Origin of the sequence: Pseudomonas sp. CH235 (genome assembly GCF_004368175.1) — a bacterium.
GTDB lineage: Bacteria > Pseudomonadota > Gammaproteobacteria > Pseudomonadales > Pseudomonadaceae > Aquipseudomonas > Aquipseudomonas paraglycinae.
In genome coordinates this window covers 51,397-64,568 of sequence record NZ_RRZJ01000016.1, presented here as the reverse complement: position 1 = coordinate 64,568, position 13,172 = coordinate 51,397, and the positions used below count along the sequence as shown (strand labels likewise).

Annotated in this window: 14 protein-coding genes and 1 tRNA gene; 10 read left to right on the top strand and 5 right to left on the bottom strand. The window is 61.0% G+C overall.

Annotation, left to right across the window (positions count from 1 at the left end; all coding sequences use genetic code 11):
- Window positions 1–64: 64 nt before the first annotated feature.
- On the top strand, window positions 65–952 hold the full coding sequence (locus EIY71_RS17535) for a LysR substrate-binding domain-containing protein (protein WP_134022507.1): 888 nt from the start codon (window positions 65–67) through the stop codon (window positions 950–952).
- Here EIY71_RS17535 and EIY71_RS17530 read toward each other — a convergent pair.
- Complete coding sequence (locus EIY71_RS17530; RefSeq protein ID WP_085747469.1) at window positions 934–2,094, bottom strand: radical SAM protein; 1,161 nt, start codon at window positions 2,092–2,094, stop codon at window positions 934–936. The two genes, EIY71_RS17535 and EIY71_RS17530, sit on opposite strands and share 19 nt — an antisense overlap.
- 70 nt (window positions 2,095–2,164) lie before the next feature.
- Window positions 2,165–3,112: a LysR family transcriptional regulator gene (locus EIY71_RS17525; protein ID WP_134022505.1), complete on the bottom strand. Its 948-nt coding sequence runs from the start codon at window positions 3,110–3,112 to the stop codon at window positions 2,165–2,167.
- A gap of 134 nt (window positions 3,113–3,246) precedes the next feature.
- Between EIY71_RS17525 and EIY71_RS17520 the strand changes: the two genes are divergently transcribed.
- The 3 genes from EIY71_RS17520 (at window position 3,247) to leuD (ending at window position 5,819) form a co-directional block, all read left to right on the top strand.
- Window positions 3,247–3,663: a RidA family protein gene (locus EIY71_RS17520; RefSeq protein ID WP_085747471.1), complete on the top strand. Its 417-nt coding sequence runs from the start codon at window positions 3,247–3,249 to the stop codon at window positions 3,661–3,663.
- 122 nt (window positions 3,664–3,785) lie between these two features.
- A complete protein-coding gene (gene leuC / locus EIY71_RS17515; RefSeq protein ID WP_085747472.1) occupies window positions 3,786–5,207 on the top strand; it encodes a 3-isopropylmalate dehydratase large subunit in 1,422 nt (473 codons plus the stop codon).
- Between the two features lie 3 nt (window positions 5,208–5,210).
- Complete coding sequence (leuD, locus tag EIY71_RS17510; protein WP_085747473.1) at window positions 5,211–5,819, top strand: 3-isopropylmalate dehydratase small subunit; 609 nt, start codon at window positions 5,211–5,213, stop codon at window positions 5,817–5,819.
- 39 nt (window positions 5,820–5,858) lie between these two features.
- On the opposite strand, the gene EIY71_RS17505 is transcribed toward leuD, so the two are convergent.
- Window positions 5,859–6,776 (bottom strand): LysR substrate-binding domain-containing protein, encoded by a 918-nt coding sequence (locus EIY71_RS17505; protein WP_039773187.1) that lies wholly within the window; start codon window positions 6,774–6,776, stop codon window positions 5,859–5,861.
- 131 nt (window positions 6,777–6,907) lie between these two features.
- On the opposite strand from EIY71_RS17505, the gene EIY71_RS17500 reads away from it, so the two are divergent.
- The 3 genes from EIY71_RS17500 (at window position 6,908) to EIY71_RS17490 (ending at window position 8,895) form a co-directional block, all read left to right on the top strand.
- On the top strand, window positions 6,908–8,245 hold the full coding sequence (locus tag EIY71_RS17500; protein ID WP_134022503.1) for a 2-hydroxycarboxylate transporter family protein: 1,338 nt from the start codon (window positions 6,908–6,910) through the stop codon (window positions 8,243–8,245).
- 138 nt (window positions 8,246–8,383) lie between these two features.
- Window positions 8,384–8,590, top strand: a complete 207-nt coding sequence (locus tag EIY71_RS17495; protein WP_007955480.1) for a hypothetical protein — start codon at window positions 8,384–8,386, stop codon at window positions 8,588–8,590.
- A 230-nt stretch (window positions 8,591–8,820) separates the two neighbouring features.
- Window positions 8,821–8,895, top strand: a tRNA-Gln gene (locus tag EIY71_RS17490).
- A 265-nt stretch (window positions 8,896–9,160) separates the two neighbouring features.
- Here EIY71_RS17490 and EIY71_RS17485 read toward each other — a convergent pair.
- A complete protein-coding gene (locus EIY71_RS17485) occupies window positions 9,161–9,502 on the bottom strand; it encodes a hypothetical protein (protein WP_085747478.1) in 342 nt (113 codons plus the stop codon).
- An 85-nt stretch (window positions 9,503–9,587) separates the two neighbouring features.
- A complete protein-coding gene (locus EIY71_RS17480; RefSeq protein ID WP_134022501.1) occupies window positions 9,588–10,235 on the bottom strand; it encodes an ATPase in 648 nt (215 codons plus the stop codon).
- Between the two features lie 163 nt (window positions 10,236–10,398).
- On the opposite strand from EIY71_RS17480, the gene EIY71_RS17475 reads away from it, so the two are divergent.
- From EIY71_RS17475 to EIY71_RS17465, 3 genes are all read left to right on the top strand, one after another.
- Window positions 10,399–10,644 carry a hypothetical protein gene (locus EIY71_RS17475; protein WP_134022499.1) on the top strand — a complete coding sequence of 82 codons (246 nt, stop codon included), beginning with the start codon at window positions 10,399–10,401 and terminating at the stop codon, window positions 10,642–10,644.
- Window positions 10,645–10,695: 51 nt separating this feature from the next.
- Entirely contained in the window at window positions 10,696–11,727 is a 1,032-nt protein-coding gene (locus EIY71_RS17470) for an NAD(P)-dependent alcohol dehydrogenase (RefSeq protein ID WP_134022497.1), read from the top strand.
- A 153-nt stretch (window positions 11,728–11,880) separates the two neighbouring features.
- On the top strand, window positions 11,881–13,068 hold the full coding sequence (locus EIY71_RS17465; protein WP_085747481.1) for an MFS transporter: 1,188 nt from the start codon (window positions 11,881–11,883) through the stop codon (window positions 13,066–13,068).
- The last annotated feature ends 104 nt before the right edge of the window (window positions 13,069–13,172 follow it).

The window sequence follows — 13,172 nt, the reverse complement described above, 5'->3', positions numbered from 1 at the left end:
GGCGGCCTGAAGGGCAAACAAACGATGGATTTAGCGGAAAACTGATTAGAGGAACTTATCGATCATGCTGAAACACTGGCCACCCCTCAGCTCGTTGCGCGGCTTCGAAGCCGCCGCAAGGCTGGGCAGCTTTCACAAGGCCGCCGAGGAACTGAGCCTCACGCAATCGGCCATCAGCCAGCAGATCCGCAGCCTTGAGGCGTATCTGGAGCAACCGCTGTTTTTCCGCAGCGGGCGCAGCGTCAGCCTGACCGACGCCGGCCACGATCTGCTCAGCACCACCCAGGCCATGCTGCAGCAACTGTCGGTGGGCATCCGGCGACTGGGGCAATACCAGAAACCCAATCAACTGGTGCTCAACACCACGCCGGCGTTTGCCCGGCACTGGTTGCTGCCGCGAGTGGGGGATTTCCGCCGTCAGCATCCGAATGTGGACCTGTGGATTTTCAGCACCGATGAAGTGCCGGACATGGCGACCCAGACCATCGATCTGGCGGTGCGCGACGACATCAGTTCGCAGGCTGAATGCAGCTTCAAGGTGCTGCATGCCGACCGCCTCTACCCCGCGTGTCATCCGAGCTTGTTAAGCGTGCCGAGCGCCCAGCGGACGACGCTGCACGGCGAGCGGGAAATGGACTGGAGCCATTGGGCGGTGGAATCGGGGATCGATGTCGGCCAGCAGGATCAGGGCCTGAATTTCTCTGATCCGGGCCTGTTGTTGGACGCGGCGTGTTCAGGTCTGGGGATTGCGCTGGTCAGTCAGTTGCTCAGCCGTCAGGCGCAGCAAAACGGGCTGTTGCAGCCACTGGTGGAGCAAACCATTCGCGGCCCGAACTGGGCGATGCTGACGCACCGCGACAGCGAGAACGACCCGATGGCGCGATGCTTCAGTCAATGGCTTTCAACTCAACTGGCAGAACCCGAGCCGCCGGCTCAGACGGCCGTCAAATGACCTGCGCCTGGCCGGCCTTCCAGTCGCCCGAACAGTACGTAATGCTGATAACCGCTGGTGAACGCCCCGGCGGAAATCGCATTTCTGACGTCCTGGTTCAGCTCCAGATATTGCGCTTCGTCAAAGTGTTCGGCACTGACTTCACCACTGCGCCCGAGCCTGTCACTCTCGATCGGCAAGCCCATGATCGTGCGTCGCTGGAAGTCGATTATCCGGTTGACAGCGTGGCTCTGCAGCGGTCCCTGATTGGAGTGCCCCGAGTAGATGTGCAATCCGTTGTTCGCACAGCGATTGCACATGTCGACGCAGTTCGGCTGGGTGGACTTGAGCCTGGTCAGTTGTGCCAGCGGCATATCAAGGTACTTGCCCACCTGATATTCGGTCTGATTGAAAATGGAACAACACAGGATGGTGTTGCCATTGCAGTCGAGCACCAGCCAGTCATCCTTGAGCCCGCATGCCTGCTTCGGATAATGGCGAACCAGATTGACCAGGTCGTCGAAGGGTGGCAACGCGAGTCGCTGCAGGGTCTCGCGATCAGTGTCGGTCACCGACGGGTCGCGCTCGATCAGCGCCAGCGTCTTCTCCAGCGGCATCATAACTGAATACCCGGTCGAGAACTCGAAGCCCAGACGCTGGCTGAATTCGCGCATCAGCCCTTCTTCTTCCATGTTGTCGAGGTAGCGGTGGTAGTAGACCTCGATCCGCGTGTTCAAGCCATGTTGCTGCTTGAGCTCATGCAGTTTGATCATGTTGGCCTTGACGACTTCAATGTCGCCGCCTACGTGCCCCTGCTCGTACGTCTGCTGATAAAACCCGGACAGCGAGATACGGAAGAACCATGGATTGGCGAGCATCGCCGTCTCCATGTTTTTCGCCAGATTCAAATTGGAACTGATACCGCTCTGCAAACCGGCGGCATTGATGATCTCGACAAACTCGCCGATGCGCGGGTGGATCAACGGCTCGGTCCAGTTATACAGAAAAATCGACTCGACCCCTTCGCTTCGGGCCTTCTCGACGATCTTCCTGAACATGTCAACTTGCATGGCTTTCTTGAAGTTGACGTTTTCCGAGTTGCCCATCGGACACGAGGGGCAGCTCAAATTGCACGCGCCGACAATATCGATGTACATATTCATTGCGAGTGAAGCTCCTTGATTGAATAGCGGTGCATCCAGACTTGCCGACTTTATTGATCGCCGATATTCGCTATTTTTTTGACAGTCCGGGAGCGCGGTCAGCAAGTTCCGCGCCATTGGCACGCGTGGCCATCAATTCCACGATCCAATCGATAAATACCCGTAGCTTTTGGCTGATATGCCTGTTCGGCGGGTACGCAACGTACAGCGGCATCGGGTCAAGCGCCCAGCCCTCGAACAGTGCAACCAACTCACCTCGGGCCTCATGCTCCGCCGAAATGTAACTCGGCAGCCAGAGCACACCCAGACCGGCAAGCCCTGCCGCCAGATAGGCGTTGCCATCATCGACCGCCAAGGCATGCCGGCCCTTGATCAGCAGGTTCTCCGTGGCATTGCGCAAGGCGTAAGGCACCGGTCTGCCGGTGCGCGCCCAAAGAAAACCGACCACCCGGTGATGGCTGTTTTCCAGCTCACGGGGATGCATCGGGGTGCCGGCGCGGGCCAGATAACTCGGCGCGGCGTACACGCCAAGCTGAAGATCCGCCACCTTCCGGGCCATCAGTGACTGATCGCGCAGCTCCCCGCCACGGATAACGCAATCGACGTTTTCATCGATGATGTCGACGATCCGGTCACTGACGCCCATGTCGATCTGGATCTCCGGGTAGCGCGCGTAAAACTCGGGCAGCGCCGGCACCAGAATCAGATTGGCCAAGGGGCTGGGCACATCGACCCGCAAGCGTCCCTTGGGCTGCGCCGCCGCACCGGGAAGACTGGTCTCGGCGTCGTCCATGTCCGCCAGCAACTTGATCACCCGCTCGTAATAGGCCGCACCGTCCGCCGTGGCGTTGACCTTGCGCGTGGTGCGGTTGAGCAATTTCACTCGCAGCCGCGCCTCCAGTTGCTGAATGAGCTGGGTCACGGTGGTCTTGCTCATGTGCAAAGTCTCGGCGGCCTTGGTGAAACTGCCCGCCTCCACTACTCGGGCGAAGGCTTGCATCGCGTCAAAACGGTCCATATCCCACCTCTGAAAACGGCTCGATTGTTTGGGATTTGCAAACAGTGAGCGCCAAGGTTGCGCGTTTATCGCGCCGATGCAAGCGCCTAGAGTGGCTCCATCACAGGTTTTCAACCCATTGAAGGAGACACCCCATGACCCGTGCCCAGCCAAAACGCGACGTGGTTTTCCCGCCCGGACGCCATGCGCTTTACGAGCGCAATCGTTATTCGCCGGCGGTTCGCTCCAACGGTTTTCTGTTCGTCTCAGGGCAAGTCGGCAGCCTAGAGGACGGCTCGCCCGAGCCGGATCTGAAACAACAGGTGCGACTGGCTTTCACCAACCTCAACGCGATTCTCGGCGCGGCCGGCGGCAGCTTCGATGATGTGGTGGACGTGACGGTGTTCATGGTCGATCCGCAATCGACCTTCGAAACCATCTGGGAAGTGGTGCCGGAGTTCTGGGGCGAGGCGCCGCACCCGACCATTACGGCGGTCGGCGTGACGTGGCTGTATGGGTTTCAGTTCGAGATCAAGGTGATTGCCAGGTTGCCGGAGGAGACACGGGCGTAGGCTTGCGGCAATTGCTCACAATCCGTGTTCAACGGCTTCACTGAAGCGCTCTTGATGCCGTTTCCGCGATCAATATGCTGGCGTCATGTTGTTTTTGCCCCGGACAGAAAAGAGCGCAATCCATGCCCAGCCCGAGAACGCTGTACCAGAAGCACATCGACAGTCACACCGTCTGCACGCTCGACGATCAGGGCCACGTGCTGCTGTATATCGACCGCCAGGTCGCCAACGAATACACCAGCCCGCAAGCCTTCAGCGGCCTGCGTGATGCCGGGCGTACGGTGTGGCGGCCTGCGGCGACGCTGGCGGTGGTCGATCATGTGAACCCGACCGCACCGAAACGCATCGCGACCATGCCCGACGCCGGGGGCGCGCGTCAGGTGTCGTACTTCGAAGAAAACTGCCGCGACTTCGGCATCGAGCTGTTCGATGTGCTGGACAAGCGCCAGGGTATCGAACACGTCGTGGCGCCGGAACAAGGCTTCATTCTGCCGGGCATGGTGGTCGCCGCCGGTGACAGCCACACCACCACTTACGGCGCACTGGGCGCCTTCGGTTTCGGTATCGGTACTTCGGAAATCGAGCACCTGCTGGCGACGCAGACGCTGGTCTACAAACGTCTGAAAACCCTGCGGGTGACGGTCAACGGTGAGCTGGGCGCAGGCGTCACCTCCAAGGACATCATCATGGCGCTGATCGAAAAGATCGGTGCGTCCGGCGCCACCGGTTACGCCATCGAATTCACCGGCCCGGCCATCAGCGCCCTCAGCGTCGAGGCGCGCATGACCATCTGCAACATGGCCGTGGAGGCCGGTGCCCGGGGTGCGTTCATGGCGCCGGACGACAAGGTGTTCGCTTACCTGCAACGCAAGCCGCGTGCGCCCAAGGGCAAGGTCTGGGAGCAGGCAATCGAGCGCTGGAAAACCCTGCACAGCGACGAGGGCGCGGTGTTCGATCGCGAAGTCATCCTCGATGTCGGCGCGCTGGAGCCGATGGTGACCTGGGGCACCAGCCCAGATCAGGCCGCGCCGATCAAAGGGCACGTGCCGGACCCGGCCGCCCAGCCCGATCCGATCCTGCGTCAGGGCCTGCAGCGCGCCCTCGACTACATGGGCCTGACACCCGGCATGCCGCTGAGCGAAGTGACGATCAGCCATGCCTTTATCGGTTCCTGCACCAATGCGCGGATCGAAGATTTGCGTGACGTCGCCCGCGTGGTGCGCGGCAAGCGTGTGGCGGCCCATGTGCGGGCGATGATCGTTCCCGGCTCGACGTTGGTGCGCAATCAGGCCGAGGACGAAGGCCTGGCGCAGATTTTTCTCAACGCCGGTTTCGAATGGAGGCAATCGGGTTGTTCGATGTGCCTGGCGATGAACGACGACGTGCTCGCGCCGGGTGATCGCTGTGCGTCCAGCACCAATCGCAACTTCGAAGGCCGTCAGGGCGCCGGTGCGCGCACCCACCTGATGAGCCCGGCGATGGTCGCCGCCGCCGCCATCAGCGGCCATTTGACTGACGTGCGCACCGTCGCGCTGGAGGCTTGAACCATGCAACCTTTCGACACCGTCAGCGGCAGCGCCGCGCCGTTTCTTGCGTCCAACATCGACACCGACGTGATCATGCCCAAGCAGTTTCTCAAGGGCATCGATCGCCAGGGGCTGGATCGCGGGCTGTTCTTCGATCTGCGCTTTCTCGCCTCCGGCGAACCCAACCCGGAATTCGTGCTCAACCAGCCGGCCTGGCAGGACGCGGCGTTTCTGGTGACCGGTCCCAACTTCGGCTGCGGCTCCAGCCGCGAACACGCGGTCTGGGGCTTGAAGCAAGTGGGGATCCGCGCACTGATCGGCACCACGTTCGCCGGGATTTTCTACGACAACTGCCAGCGTAATGGCGTGCTGGCGATTCAACTGGATGACGCGCAGTTCAAGCGCGTGGCCGAGGCGATCAGCGTCCCGGAAACCGCGCGGATCAGCGTGAATCTGGCGCAACAGACCCTCGAGCTGGCAGACGGCACGCAGATCGAGTTCGAGATCGATCAGTTGCGCAAACAGTCGCTGCTGCTGGGGCTGGATGCCATCGGCACCACGCTGCAACGCACCGAGCAGATCCGCGCCTTTGAAGCGCGGCATCTGGCGGACAATCCCTGGCTGGGTTGATGGCAAAAAAAAACGGGCGGTTCATTGAACCGCCCGTTTTCATTCCACAGACAAATCGCGGAAGTACTCTTCCAGAAATTCCACGCACACCCGCAATTTCGCCGACTCGCTGAGCCGGGTCGGATAGACCGCCCAGACGTTGGCGCTCTGGGTGTAGCCGTCCAGCACCTGCACCAGCCTGCCCTGCTCGAGCATCGGTTTGACGTCCCACATCGAGCGCAACAGGATTCCGCCGCCGCTCAAGGCCCACTCCAGCACGATCTCGCCACTGTTGGAGGACAACGGGCCATTCACTCGCACCGTTTCTTCCTGTCCGTCCTTGCTCAGGGTCCAGATACCGAACGCGTTGTTGCGCTCCTTGAGCACCAGACAATCGTGGTCTTTCAGGTCTTCGAGAGATTGCGGCGTGCCCCGGCGTTCGAGGTATTCCGGTGTGGCGCACAACACGCGCCGGTTGCTCACCAGTTTGCGCGCCAGATGCTGGCCCGGCAGGTCATCGCCGACGAGGATCTCCAGGTCGAAGCCCTCGCCCACCAGATCGACCACCCGGTCGAACACGTCCAGCCGGATGTCGAGTTTCGGACACGCCCGGGACAGCTGACTGATCGCCGGCGCCACATGATTGCGACCGAAACCGAAGCTGCTGCAAATGTGCAGCGAGCCCGCCGGCTGGTGCCGGGCCTGGGAAATCTCGCCGAGAAACTGATCGAAATCCCCCAGCAGTTTCTCCGCCCAGATCCGCACCCGCTCGCCATCGTCGGTCAACGCGATGCGCCGGGTGGTGCGGTGCAGCAGCTTGGTCGCCAGCGTGGTTTCCAGCACCGAGATGCGTTTACTGACGTAGGCCGGTGAGAAGCCCAACTCGTCGGCGGCGCTGGCAAAACTGTTCTTGCGGATGACGGTGAGGAAGACCTTGAGGTCTTCGGGCAAGGGAAATTGGTCACGATTCGTGTTCATAGGCCGCATGCTTCCGCTGTTTATCACGCATTTTGCGAAGGATACCATCGAATCACCGCCTCGCCACCCGAGCCCGGTGCACCGTGGTTTCCCGTCAATCCTCGATAAAAACAAACATGAGGACATGCGTCATGAGCGACTCCCTTGAGCAATCCCTGAACGTCGACGGCCCGCGCGCCGACGGCTTCATCCAGCGCCTGCGCACCTACGAGATCGGCGTGATCCCGCTGCCGATCTTCCTCGGCATCGCCGTGATCGTGTTTCTGTCGGCCCACCTCGGTTTTCTGCCGAAGAACATGATCGGCGGTCTGGCCGTGATCATGACCATGGGTGTGTTCTTCGGCCAGATGGGCTCGCGTCTGCCGATCCTGCGGGAAATCGGTGGCGGCGCCATCCTGTGCCTGATGCTGCCGTCGGTGCTGGTGTTCTACGGCTTCTTCGGCGCGCCGACGATCGACGCGACCAAAATGCTGATGAAGGAGGCCAACTTCCTGTACTTCGTGATCGCCAGCCTGGTAGTCGGCAGCATCCTGGGCATGAGCCGGTTCATTCTGGTCCAGGGCATGATCCGCATGTTCATCCCCTTGCTGGCCGGCACCCTGGCCGCCGTCGCGAGCGGGCTGATCGTCGGCAAGCTTGCCGGCTACAGCGTCTACCACACGTTCTTTTTCATCATCGTGCCGATCATCGGCGGCGGCATCGGCGAAGGAATACTGCCGCTGTCGCTGGCCTACTCGGCGATCCTCGGCGGCACGCCGGACATCTACGTCGCGCAACTGGTCCCGGCGGCCGTTGTCGGCAACATTGCAGCGATCATCTGCGCGGGTTACCTGGCACGGCTGGCGCTGGAACGCCCGGCCATCAACGGTGAAGGGGCGCTGATCCGGGCGAAAGCCGAAAACGATAAATTCAAGGTCAAGGATGAGTCCGCCACCGCCATCGACCTGCGACTCATGGGCGCTGGCGTGCTGGTCATTTGTGCGTTCTTCGTCCTCGGCGGCCTGCTGGAAAAGGTCGTCGGGATTCCGGGTCCGGTGATGATGATCCTCGCGGCGGTGCTGTTCAAATACGTGCGCGTGCTGCCGGAGAAACTGGAAAAAGGCGCGCAGTCTTTCTACAAACTGGTTTCCGCCGCCTTCATCTGGCCGGTGATGATTGGCCTTGGAATGTTGTATGTGCCGCTCGACAGCGTGGTGAAAGTGTTTTCGATCGGCTATGTGCTGGTGTGCCTCAGCGTGGTGGTGTCGATGACCGTCGCCGGTTTTTTCATCGGCAACCTGATGAAGATGTACCCCATCGAATCGGCCATCGTGACTTGCTGCCACAGCGGTCTGGGCGGCACCGGCGACGTCGCGATCCTGTCGGCGTCGAACCGGATGTCACTGATGCCCTTTGCCCAGATCTCTACCCGTATCGGCGGCGCTTCGACGGTGATCCTGGCGACGCTGTTGCTGGGGTTCGTTGCCTGAACAGAATCGGCTTGTTGCCGGTGAGCTTCCGGCGGTTCATCAACCCGGCTCCGCAGTTTTCCGCACGGTTGCCGCTAAAAAACTCGAACTCGCGCCAAAGCGCTGCATCCAACGTTTAAGCCAACGGAGGTCAGCGCCATGAACAACGACAGTAAAGCCCCACCTACCGATACGTCCGGCAAACCGGTCAATGTGGTGAAACGCGATCTTGAAGATCCGGACGACGACACGCGCGGCGTGGATGAGGTCATCACGCCCTCGTCGACCCGCACCAAGGAGCAGGACGCTGAGGAGTTGCAACGCAAGGTCGACGAAATCGAACGCAAGGTTGCGGACGGTAATTGATCGGTTCGTCAAACGCAGGTCTTTGCCAGGTTTTCGGGCTACAGCAGTCGCGCCGGTTTTCATGACGATCGCTGAAAAGCCCGAAAAACCTGACCGGCGATACCGTCCGGGAAATAAGTAGCTGTTTTGCCTGAAATTTATTGGCTTCAGGGGTTCACAGATCGCAAGAGCGCTGGTAAAGTGCCGCCCACTGTTGCAGAGGTCCTCCCGGGACTGAAACCAATAGCTACAGGGGCGTCGCCAAGCGGTAAGGCAGCAGGTTTTGATCCTGCCATGCGTTGGTTCGAATCCAGCCGCCCCTGCCATTTTTTTCCTCGTTTCATTCTCCTCCGCTTCCCTCTCGTTTTCTTCGTTATTCATCCTTTCCTGTTTACATTTGCACCTCGCGTATTTATTCACGCCCGAACAATCAATAAATCGCAGCTTTCATAAGCTCTCGCATTTCTTTCTGCGGAGCTGATGAAAGCTGCGATTTTTTTTGGCAAAAAAAACCCCGCAAGGTGCGGGGCAAAGAATTGGTTGGTTGAGGCCAACCAAAGGAGCATCGTCAAAAGCGTTAACCGTCAGGCGTTACAGGCACTCCTGGGCAGCCCGTTCAAAACTCGACGGCAGGAAACTCGACGCCAGCAAGTGGCGCTCATATAAAAACACCTTGCCGCCGTCCTGTGCCTTGTAGGCTTCCAGGACGTTGTCCGCCGCCACCTTGCTCGGCACCACGATCCGGTAGCTGCGCTGGGTCTGCGACACGGTCGGGTTCAGCGCACTGCCCTGCAGTTTCGGCACCACGCATTCGGCGTACTGGGCGGGCGTCTTGTGCGTCTGCAGGGTCAGCGTCGGGTCGTTTGGCGCAGAGGCGCAGGCGGTGAGCAACAAACTGGCAGAAGCCATGGCAGGGATAAAAAAGGCACGCATGGATAAAATCCTGAAAATAAAAAGTTCGGTACTTCGGCAACGTTCAGTGTCACGGGCACTGCCGTTGCCGTTTTGCTTTAGGTGTTCAGCCTGCACTTACCAAGGCTTTGAGCGAGTCATCGAACTGCTTCAAGGCACTCAGTTGCAGGTCGCGCTGCTGTTCGATCCCGGCAGCGATTTCGGGCGCTGCCTTGTTGTGTACCCACACTGACGGCAGTTGCTTCTCCACCGCGCCTTCGGCCTTGCCGATGTATTGCAGGTTGGCGTCGTAGAAGCGTGCGGCAAACCGCGCTTCGACCTGACTGTTGCGCTGGGTCAGCAGACGGTTGTGAGTGTCGAGCATCACCACCACGTCCGGATGAGCCTGCACCAGCGCATCGAGGCTGTCGTAGACGGTCACCGAGAGAAACTGTTGTTGCAGCGAACTCATCAGCCAGTCGATGGCCAGTTCCGGATCGGAGCTGTCGACGAAGGCGTCACGGATCCGCGCATCGAGCGCATCCTTGGCACCGTTCACCGCCACATCGTGGTAACGCTCGAGGTATTGCAGGTTGTCCAGGGTGTTTTCGCTGTACAGCACACCGACGGTTTGCGAGTGCTGCAGCGCGGCGCTGCTCCCGGCGACGGGCAGAAAATGGCACGACCTGGCGTCGTCTGCATAAGCCGGGGCTACGGTGGCGGCCACCCCGCCCATCAGCAGGGCGACTACAGCCAGTCGGGTCAAAGTCTTCATCGCGCAATTCCTTCAGCAGCGTGTTCGATGGAGGCGATTTTCCGCCCATCGGCGCCAAAGCAGAACTTGCGTTTCTTGATGGTCACTATTACTTGAACCAATAGTTGCGCGGCGTGCAGACTGCGGCACACTCAATCACAACGAAAACAGATGAGGATTACCCGTGCGAACCTTTGATCTGATCCGCGATGCGGTCGTGCCCGAATTCCGCGACCGGGTGGCCGAATACCTGGTCGAATACGAAACCGTGCTGGGCCAGTCAGCGAACGATTCAGAGTCGGTGCGGGCCGTGGCCAATCAGTTGCGCGGTTATCTGCGCGGCCTCAATACCACCCGAGTGCTGGGCATGGCGGACTGGGAAGAACTCGACCGGCGCGTGCTTAACACCTGGCTAGCGCCCGCTCGATGACACGCTAGACTCTTCAGGCTGCGCCCGCAGCGCCAGACCTGGAGGTGTCCCATGAGCGATAACACCGAACCCACGACATTCACCGGCTGGGCCGCCACCTCGGCCGGCGCGCCGCTGGAGCGCTTCAGTTACGACCCTGGCCCGCTGGGGGATGAAGAAGTCGAAGTCGCCGTGGAGTACTGCGGCGTCTGTCACTCCGACCAGTCGCTGATCGACAACGACTGGGGCATCAGCCAATACCCGTTCATTCCCGGCCATGAAGTGGTCGGCCGCATCGTGCGCACAGGCCCGCAGGTGCGCGGCCTGGAAGTCGGCCAGCGTGTGGGGATCGGCTGGTACAAGGGCAGCTGCATGCATTGCTCGTCCTGCATCGGTGGCTCGCATCACCTTTGCGCTACGGCCAAACCGACGATCATCGGCAGCCATGGCGGATTCGCCGATCGGCTGCGCACTCACTGGGCGTGGGCGCTGAAACTCCCGGACAACCTCGACCCGGCCCTCGCCGGCCCGCTGTTCTGCGCCGGCTCCACGGTCTTCAATCCGCTGGTGGAATTCGACATCAAGCCGACCGACCGGGTCGGCGTGGTGGGCATCGGCGGGCTCGGTCACCTGGCGCTGCGCTTTCTCAATGCCTGGGGTTGCGACGTTACCGCGTTCACCTCTTCCCTGAACAAACAGGACGAAGCCAAACGCCTCGGTGCCCACAAAGTCGTCGCCTCCACCGACAGCGAAGCGCTGAAAGCGATTGCCGGCACTCTCGACTTTCTGCTGATCACCGCCAACGCCAACCTCGACTGGACGGCCATGCTCGCCACCCTGCGCGGCAAGGGCCGGCTGCACTTCGTCGGCATCGTGCCCGACGCGATTCCGGTGCACGTGTTCAACCTGATCCCGCAACAGAAATCCCTGTCAGCCTCCCCAGTCGGCTCGCCTGCCACGGCGGCGACCATGCTGGAGTTCTGCGCGCGGCATCAGATCCTGCCGCAGGTCGAGGAATTTCCGATGAGCAAGGTCAATGAGGCGGTTGATCATCTGCGCAGCGGCAAGGCGCGGTACCGGATTGTGTTGAACGCCAGCAAATGAACCCAGAGGCGCGCGAGTCAAAAACTCACGCGCCTTTTTTTGCGCTTGCTGAAGACCCATCAATATTTTTATACCTGCACGCCAAAAACAGAATTTCATTTATAGATACGCAATCCCTAGCCTCTCGCCATCGTCCACTTGCGAGAGGCTCCCATGCCATTTGTCATTTACATCTTCACCCTCAGCGCCTTCGCCCTCGGGCTCGCTGAATTCGTGCCGATCGGCCTGACCGAGGTCATGGCGCAAAGTCTCGGCGTTAACGTCGAGGCCACCGGCGCGACCATCACTGCCTATGCCTTGGGCGCTACCGTTGCCGCACCGATCTTCAGCGCACTGACCGCCAGTTGGTCACGCAAGAACGTAATGCTCGCCACCGCATTGGTGTTCAGCGCCGGCAGTCTGGCGGCGGCGTTTTCCAGCACCCTGACGCTGATGCTGATCGCCCGTTTTATCGCCGGTATGGGCCACGGTTTGTTCCTCGCCGTGGCGTCGAGCACCGCCGCGCGCCTGGCGGGTCCCGGCCGAGCAGGCAGCGCGGTCGCCGTGGTGTTTGGTGGTTTTACGCTGGCCATGGCCATCGGCGTGCCGATCAGCACCTATCTGGGCGGCGTGATGTCGTGGCGTCTGGTGTTGGCCGCCATTGCGCTGTTCGGTGCGATCGGCTTTTTCGGCTTGCTGTTCGGCATGCGCGATCCACTGCCGACCGCCGCCGACAGCGGTTCGGCCCTCGACAGTCTCAAGGCATTGTTCAATCGCAAGCTGCTGGCCGGTGCGCTGGTCACGGTGCTCGGTTACGCCGGCTCGTTTGTGGCCTACACCTACATCGCTCCGGTGCTGACGGATGTCACCGGCACCACCGCCGCCACCGTCGGCGTGTTCATGTTGCTGTACGGCGTGATGGCTGCGATCGGCAACGTGCTCGGCGGCAAACTCACCGACGCCTGGGGCGTCGACCGCGCGAGCGCCACGCTGATTGCCGGCATTGCGCTGGTCACCGCGGGCATGTGGGCGTTTTCCGGATCGTCGGTGTTGATGGGTGTGCTGGTGGCGTTGCTCGGAATGTTCAGCTTCGCGGCCGTACCGGCCTTGCAGGCGAGACTGATCGGGATTGCCGAACAGCATGCGCCTCACGCCCACGGCGTCGCTGCCGGCCTGAACATTGCCGGGTTCAACTCCGGCATTGCCCTCGGTTCGGTGGCCGGTGGCGTGACAATCAGCCAGATAGGCCTGAGCTATGTCGGCCTCACCGGCGCCGTGGTTTCGGCACTGGGCCTGCTGCTGATTCTCGGGCAGATGTCCGCGAGCTCCGCGCCGCGTTATCGTCCGGCTGACAACGCCTGACGAACCTTGCTTCGGGAAACGCTGCAACGGCGTTTTCCCGAGGCGAGCACGCCTGCCGCCCGCCATGGTAAAAACCAGATTCAGCCCCCGGACATCGCCAACCC

What these genes read in the sequence shown, in the direction of transcription:
- EIY71_RS17520 (WP_085747471.1), top strand. Translation starts at nt 3,247, where the DNA reads ATGACCCGTGCCCAGCCAAAACGCGACGTGGTTTTCCCGCCCGGACGC.
- EIY71_RS17535 (WP_134022507.1), top strand. Translation starts at nt 65, where the DNA reads ATGCTGAAACACTGGCCACCCCTCAGCTCGTTGCGCGGCTTCGAAGCC.
- EIY71_RS17495 (WP_007955480.1), top strand. Translation starts at nt 8,384, where the DNA reads ATGAACAACGACAGTAAAGCCCCACCTACCGATACGTCCGGCAAACCG.
- EIY71_RS17485 (WP_085747478.1), bottom strand. Translation starts at nt 9,502, where the DNA reads ATGCGTGCCTTTTTTATCCCTGCCATGGCTTCTGCCAGTTTGTTGCTC.
- EIY71_RS17500 (WP_134022503.1), top strand. Translation starts at nt 6,908, where the DNA reads ATGAGCGACTCCCTTGAGCAATCCCTGAACGTCGACGGCCCGCGCGCC.
- EIY71_RS17530 (WP_085747469.1), bottom strand. Translation starts at nt 2,094, where the DNA reads ATGAATATGTACATCGATATTGTCGGCGCGTGCAATTTGAGCTGCCCC.
- EIY71_RS17465 (WP_085747481.1), top strand. Translation starts at nt 11,881, where the DNA reads ATGCCATTTGTCATTTACATCTTCACCCTCAGCGCCTTCGCCCTCGGG.
- EIY71_RS17480 (WP_134022501.1), bottom strand. Translation starts at nt 10,235, where the DNA reads ATGAAGACTTTGACCCGACTGGCTGTAGTCGCCCTGCTGATGGGCGGG.
- leuD (WP_085747473.1), top strand. Translation starts at nt 5,211, where the DNA reads ATGCAACCTTTCGACACCGTCAGCGGCAGCGCCGCGCCGTTTCTTGCG.
- EIY71_RS17505 (WP_039773187.1), bottom strand. Translation starts at nt 6,776, where the DNA reads ATGAACACGAATCGTGACCAATTTCCCTTGCCCGAAGACCTCAAGGTC.
- leuC (WP_085747472.1), top strand. Translation starts at nt 3,786, where the DNA reads ATGCCCAGCCCGAGAACGCTGTACCAGAAGCACATCGACAGTCACACC.
- EIY71_RS17470 (WP_134022497.1), top strand. Translation starts at nt 10,696, where the DNA reads ATGAGCGATAACACCGAACCCACGACATTCACCGGCTGGGCCGCCACC.
- EIY71_RS17525 (WP_134022505.1), bottom strand. Translation starts at nt 3,112, where the DNA reads ATGGACCGTTTTGACGCGATGCAAGCCTTCGCCCGAGTAGTGGAGGCG.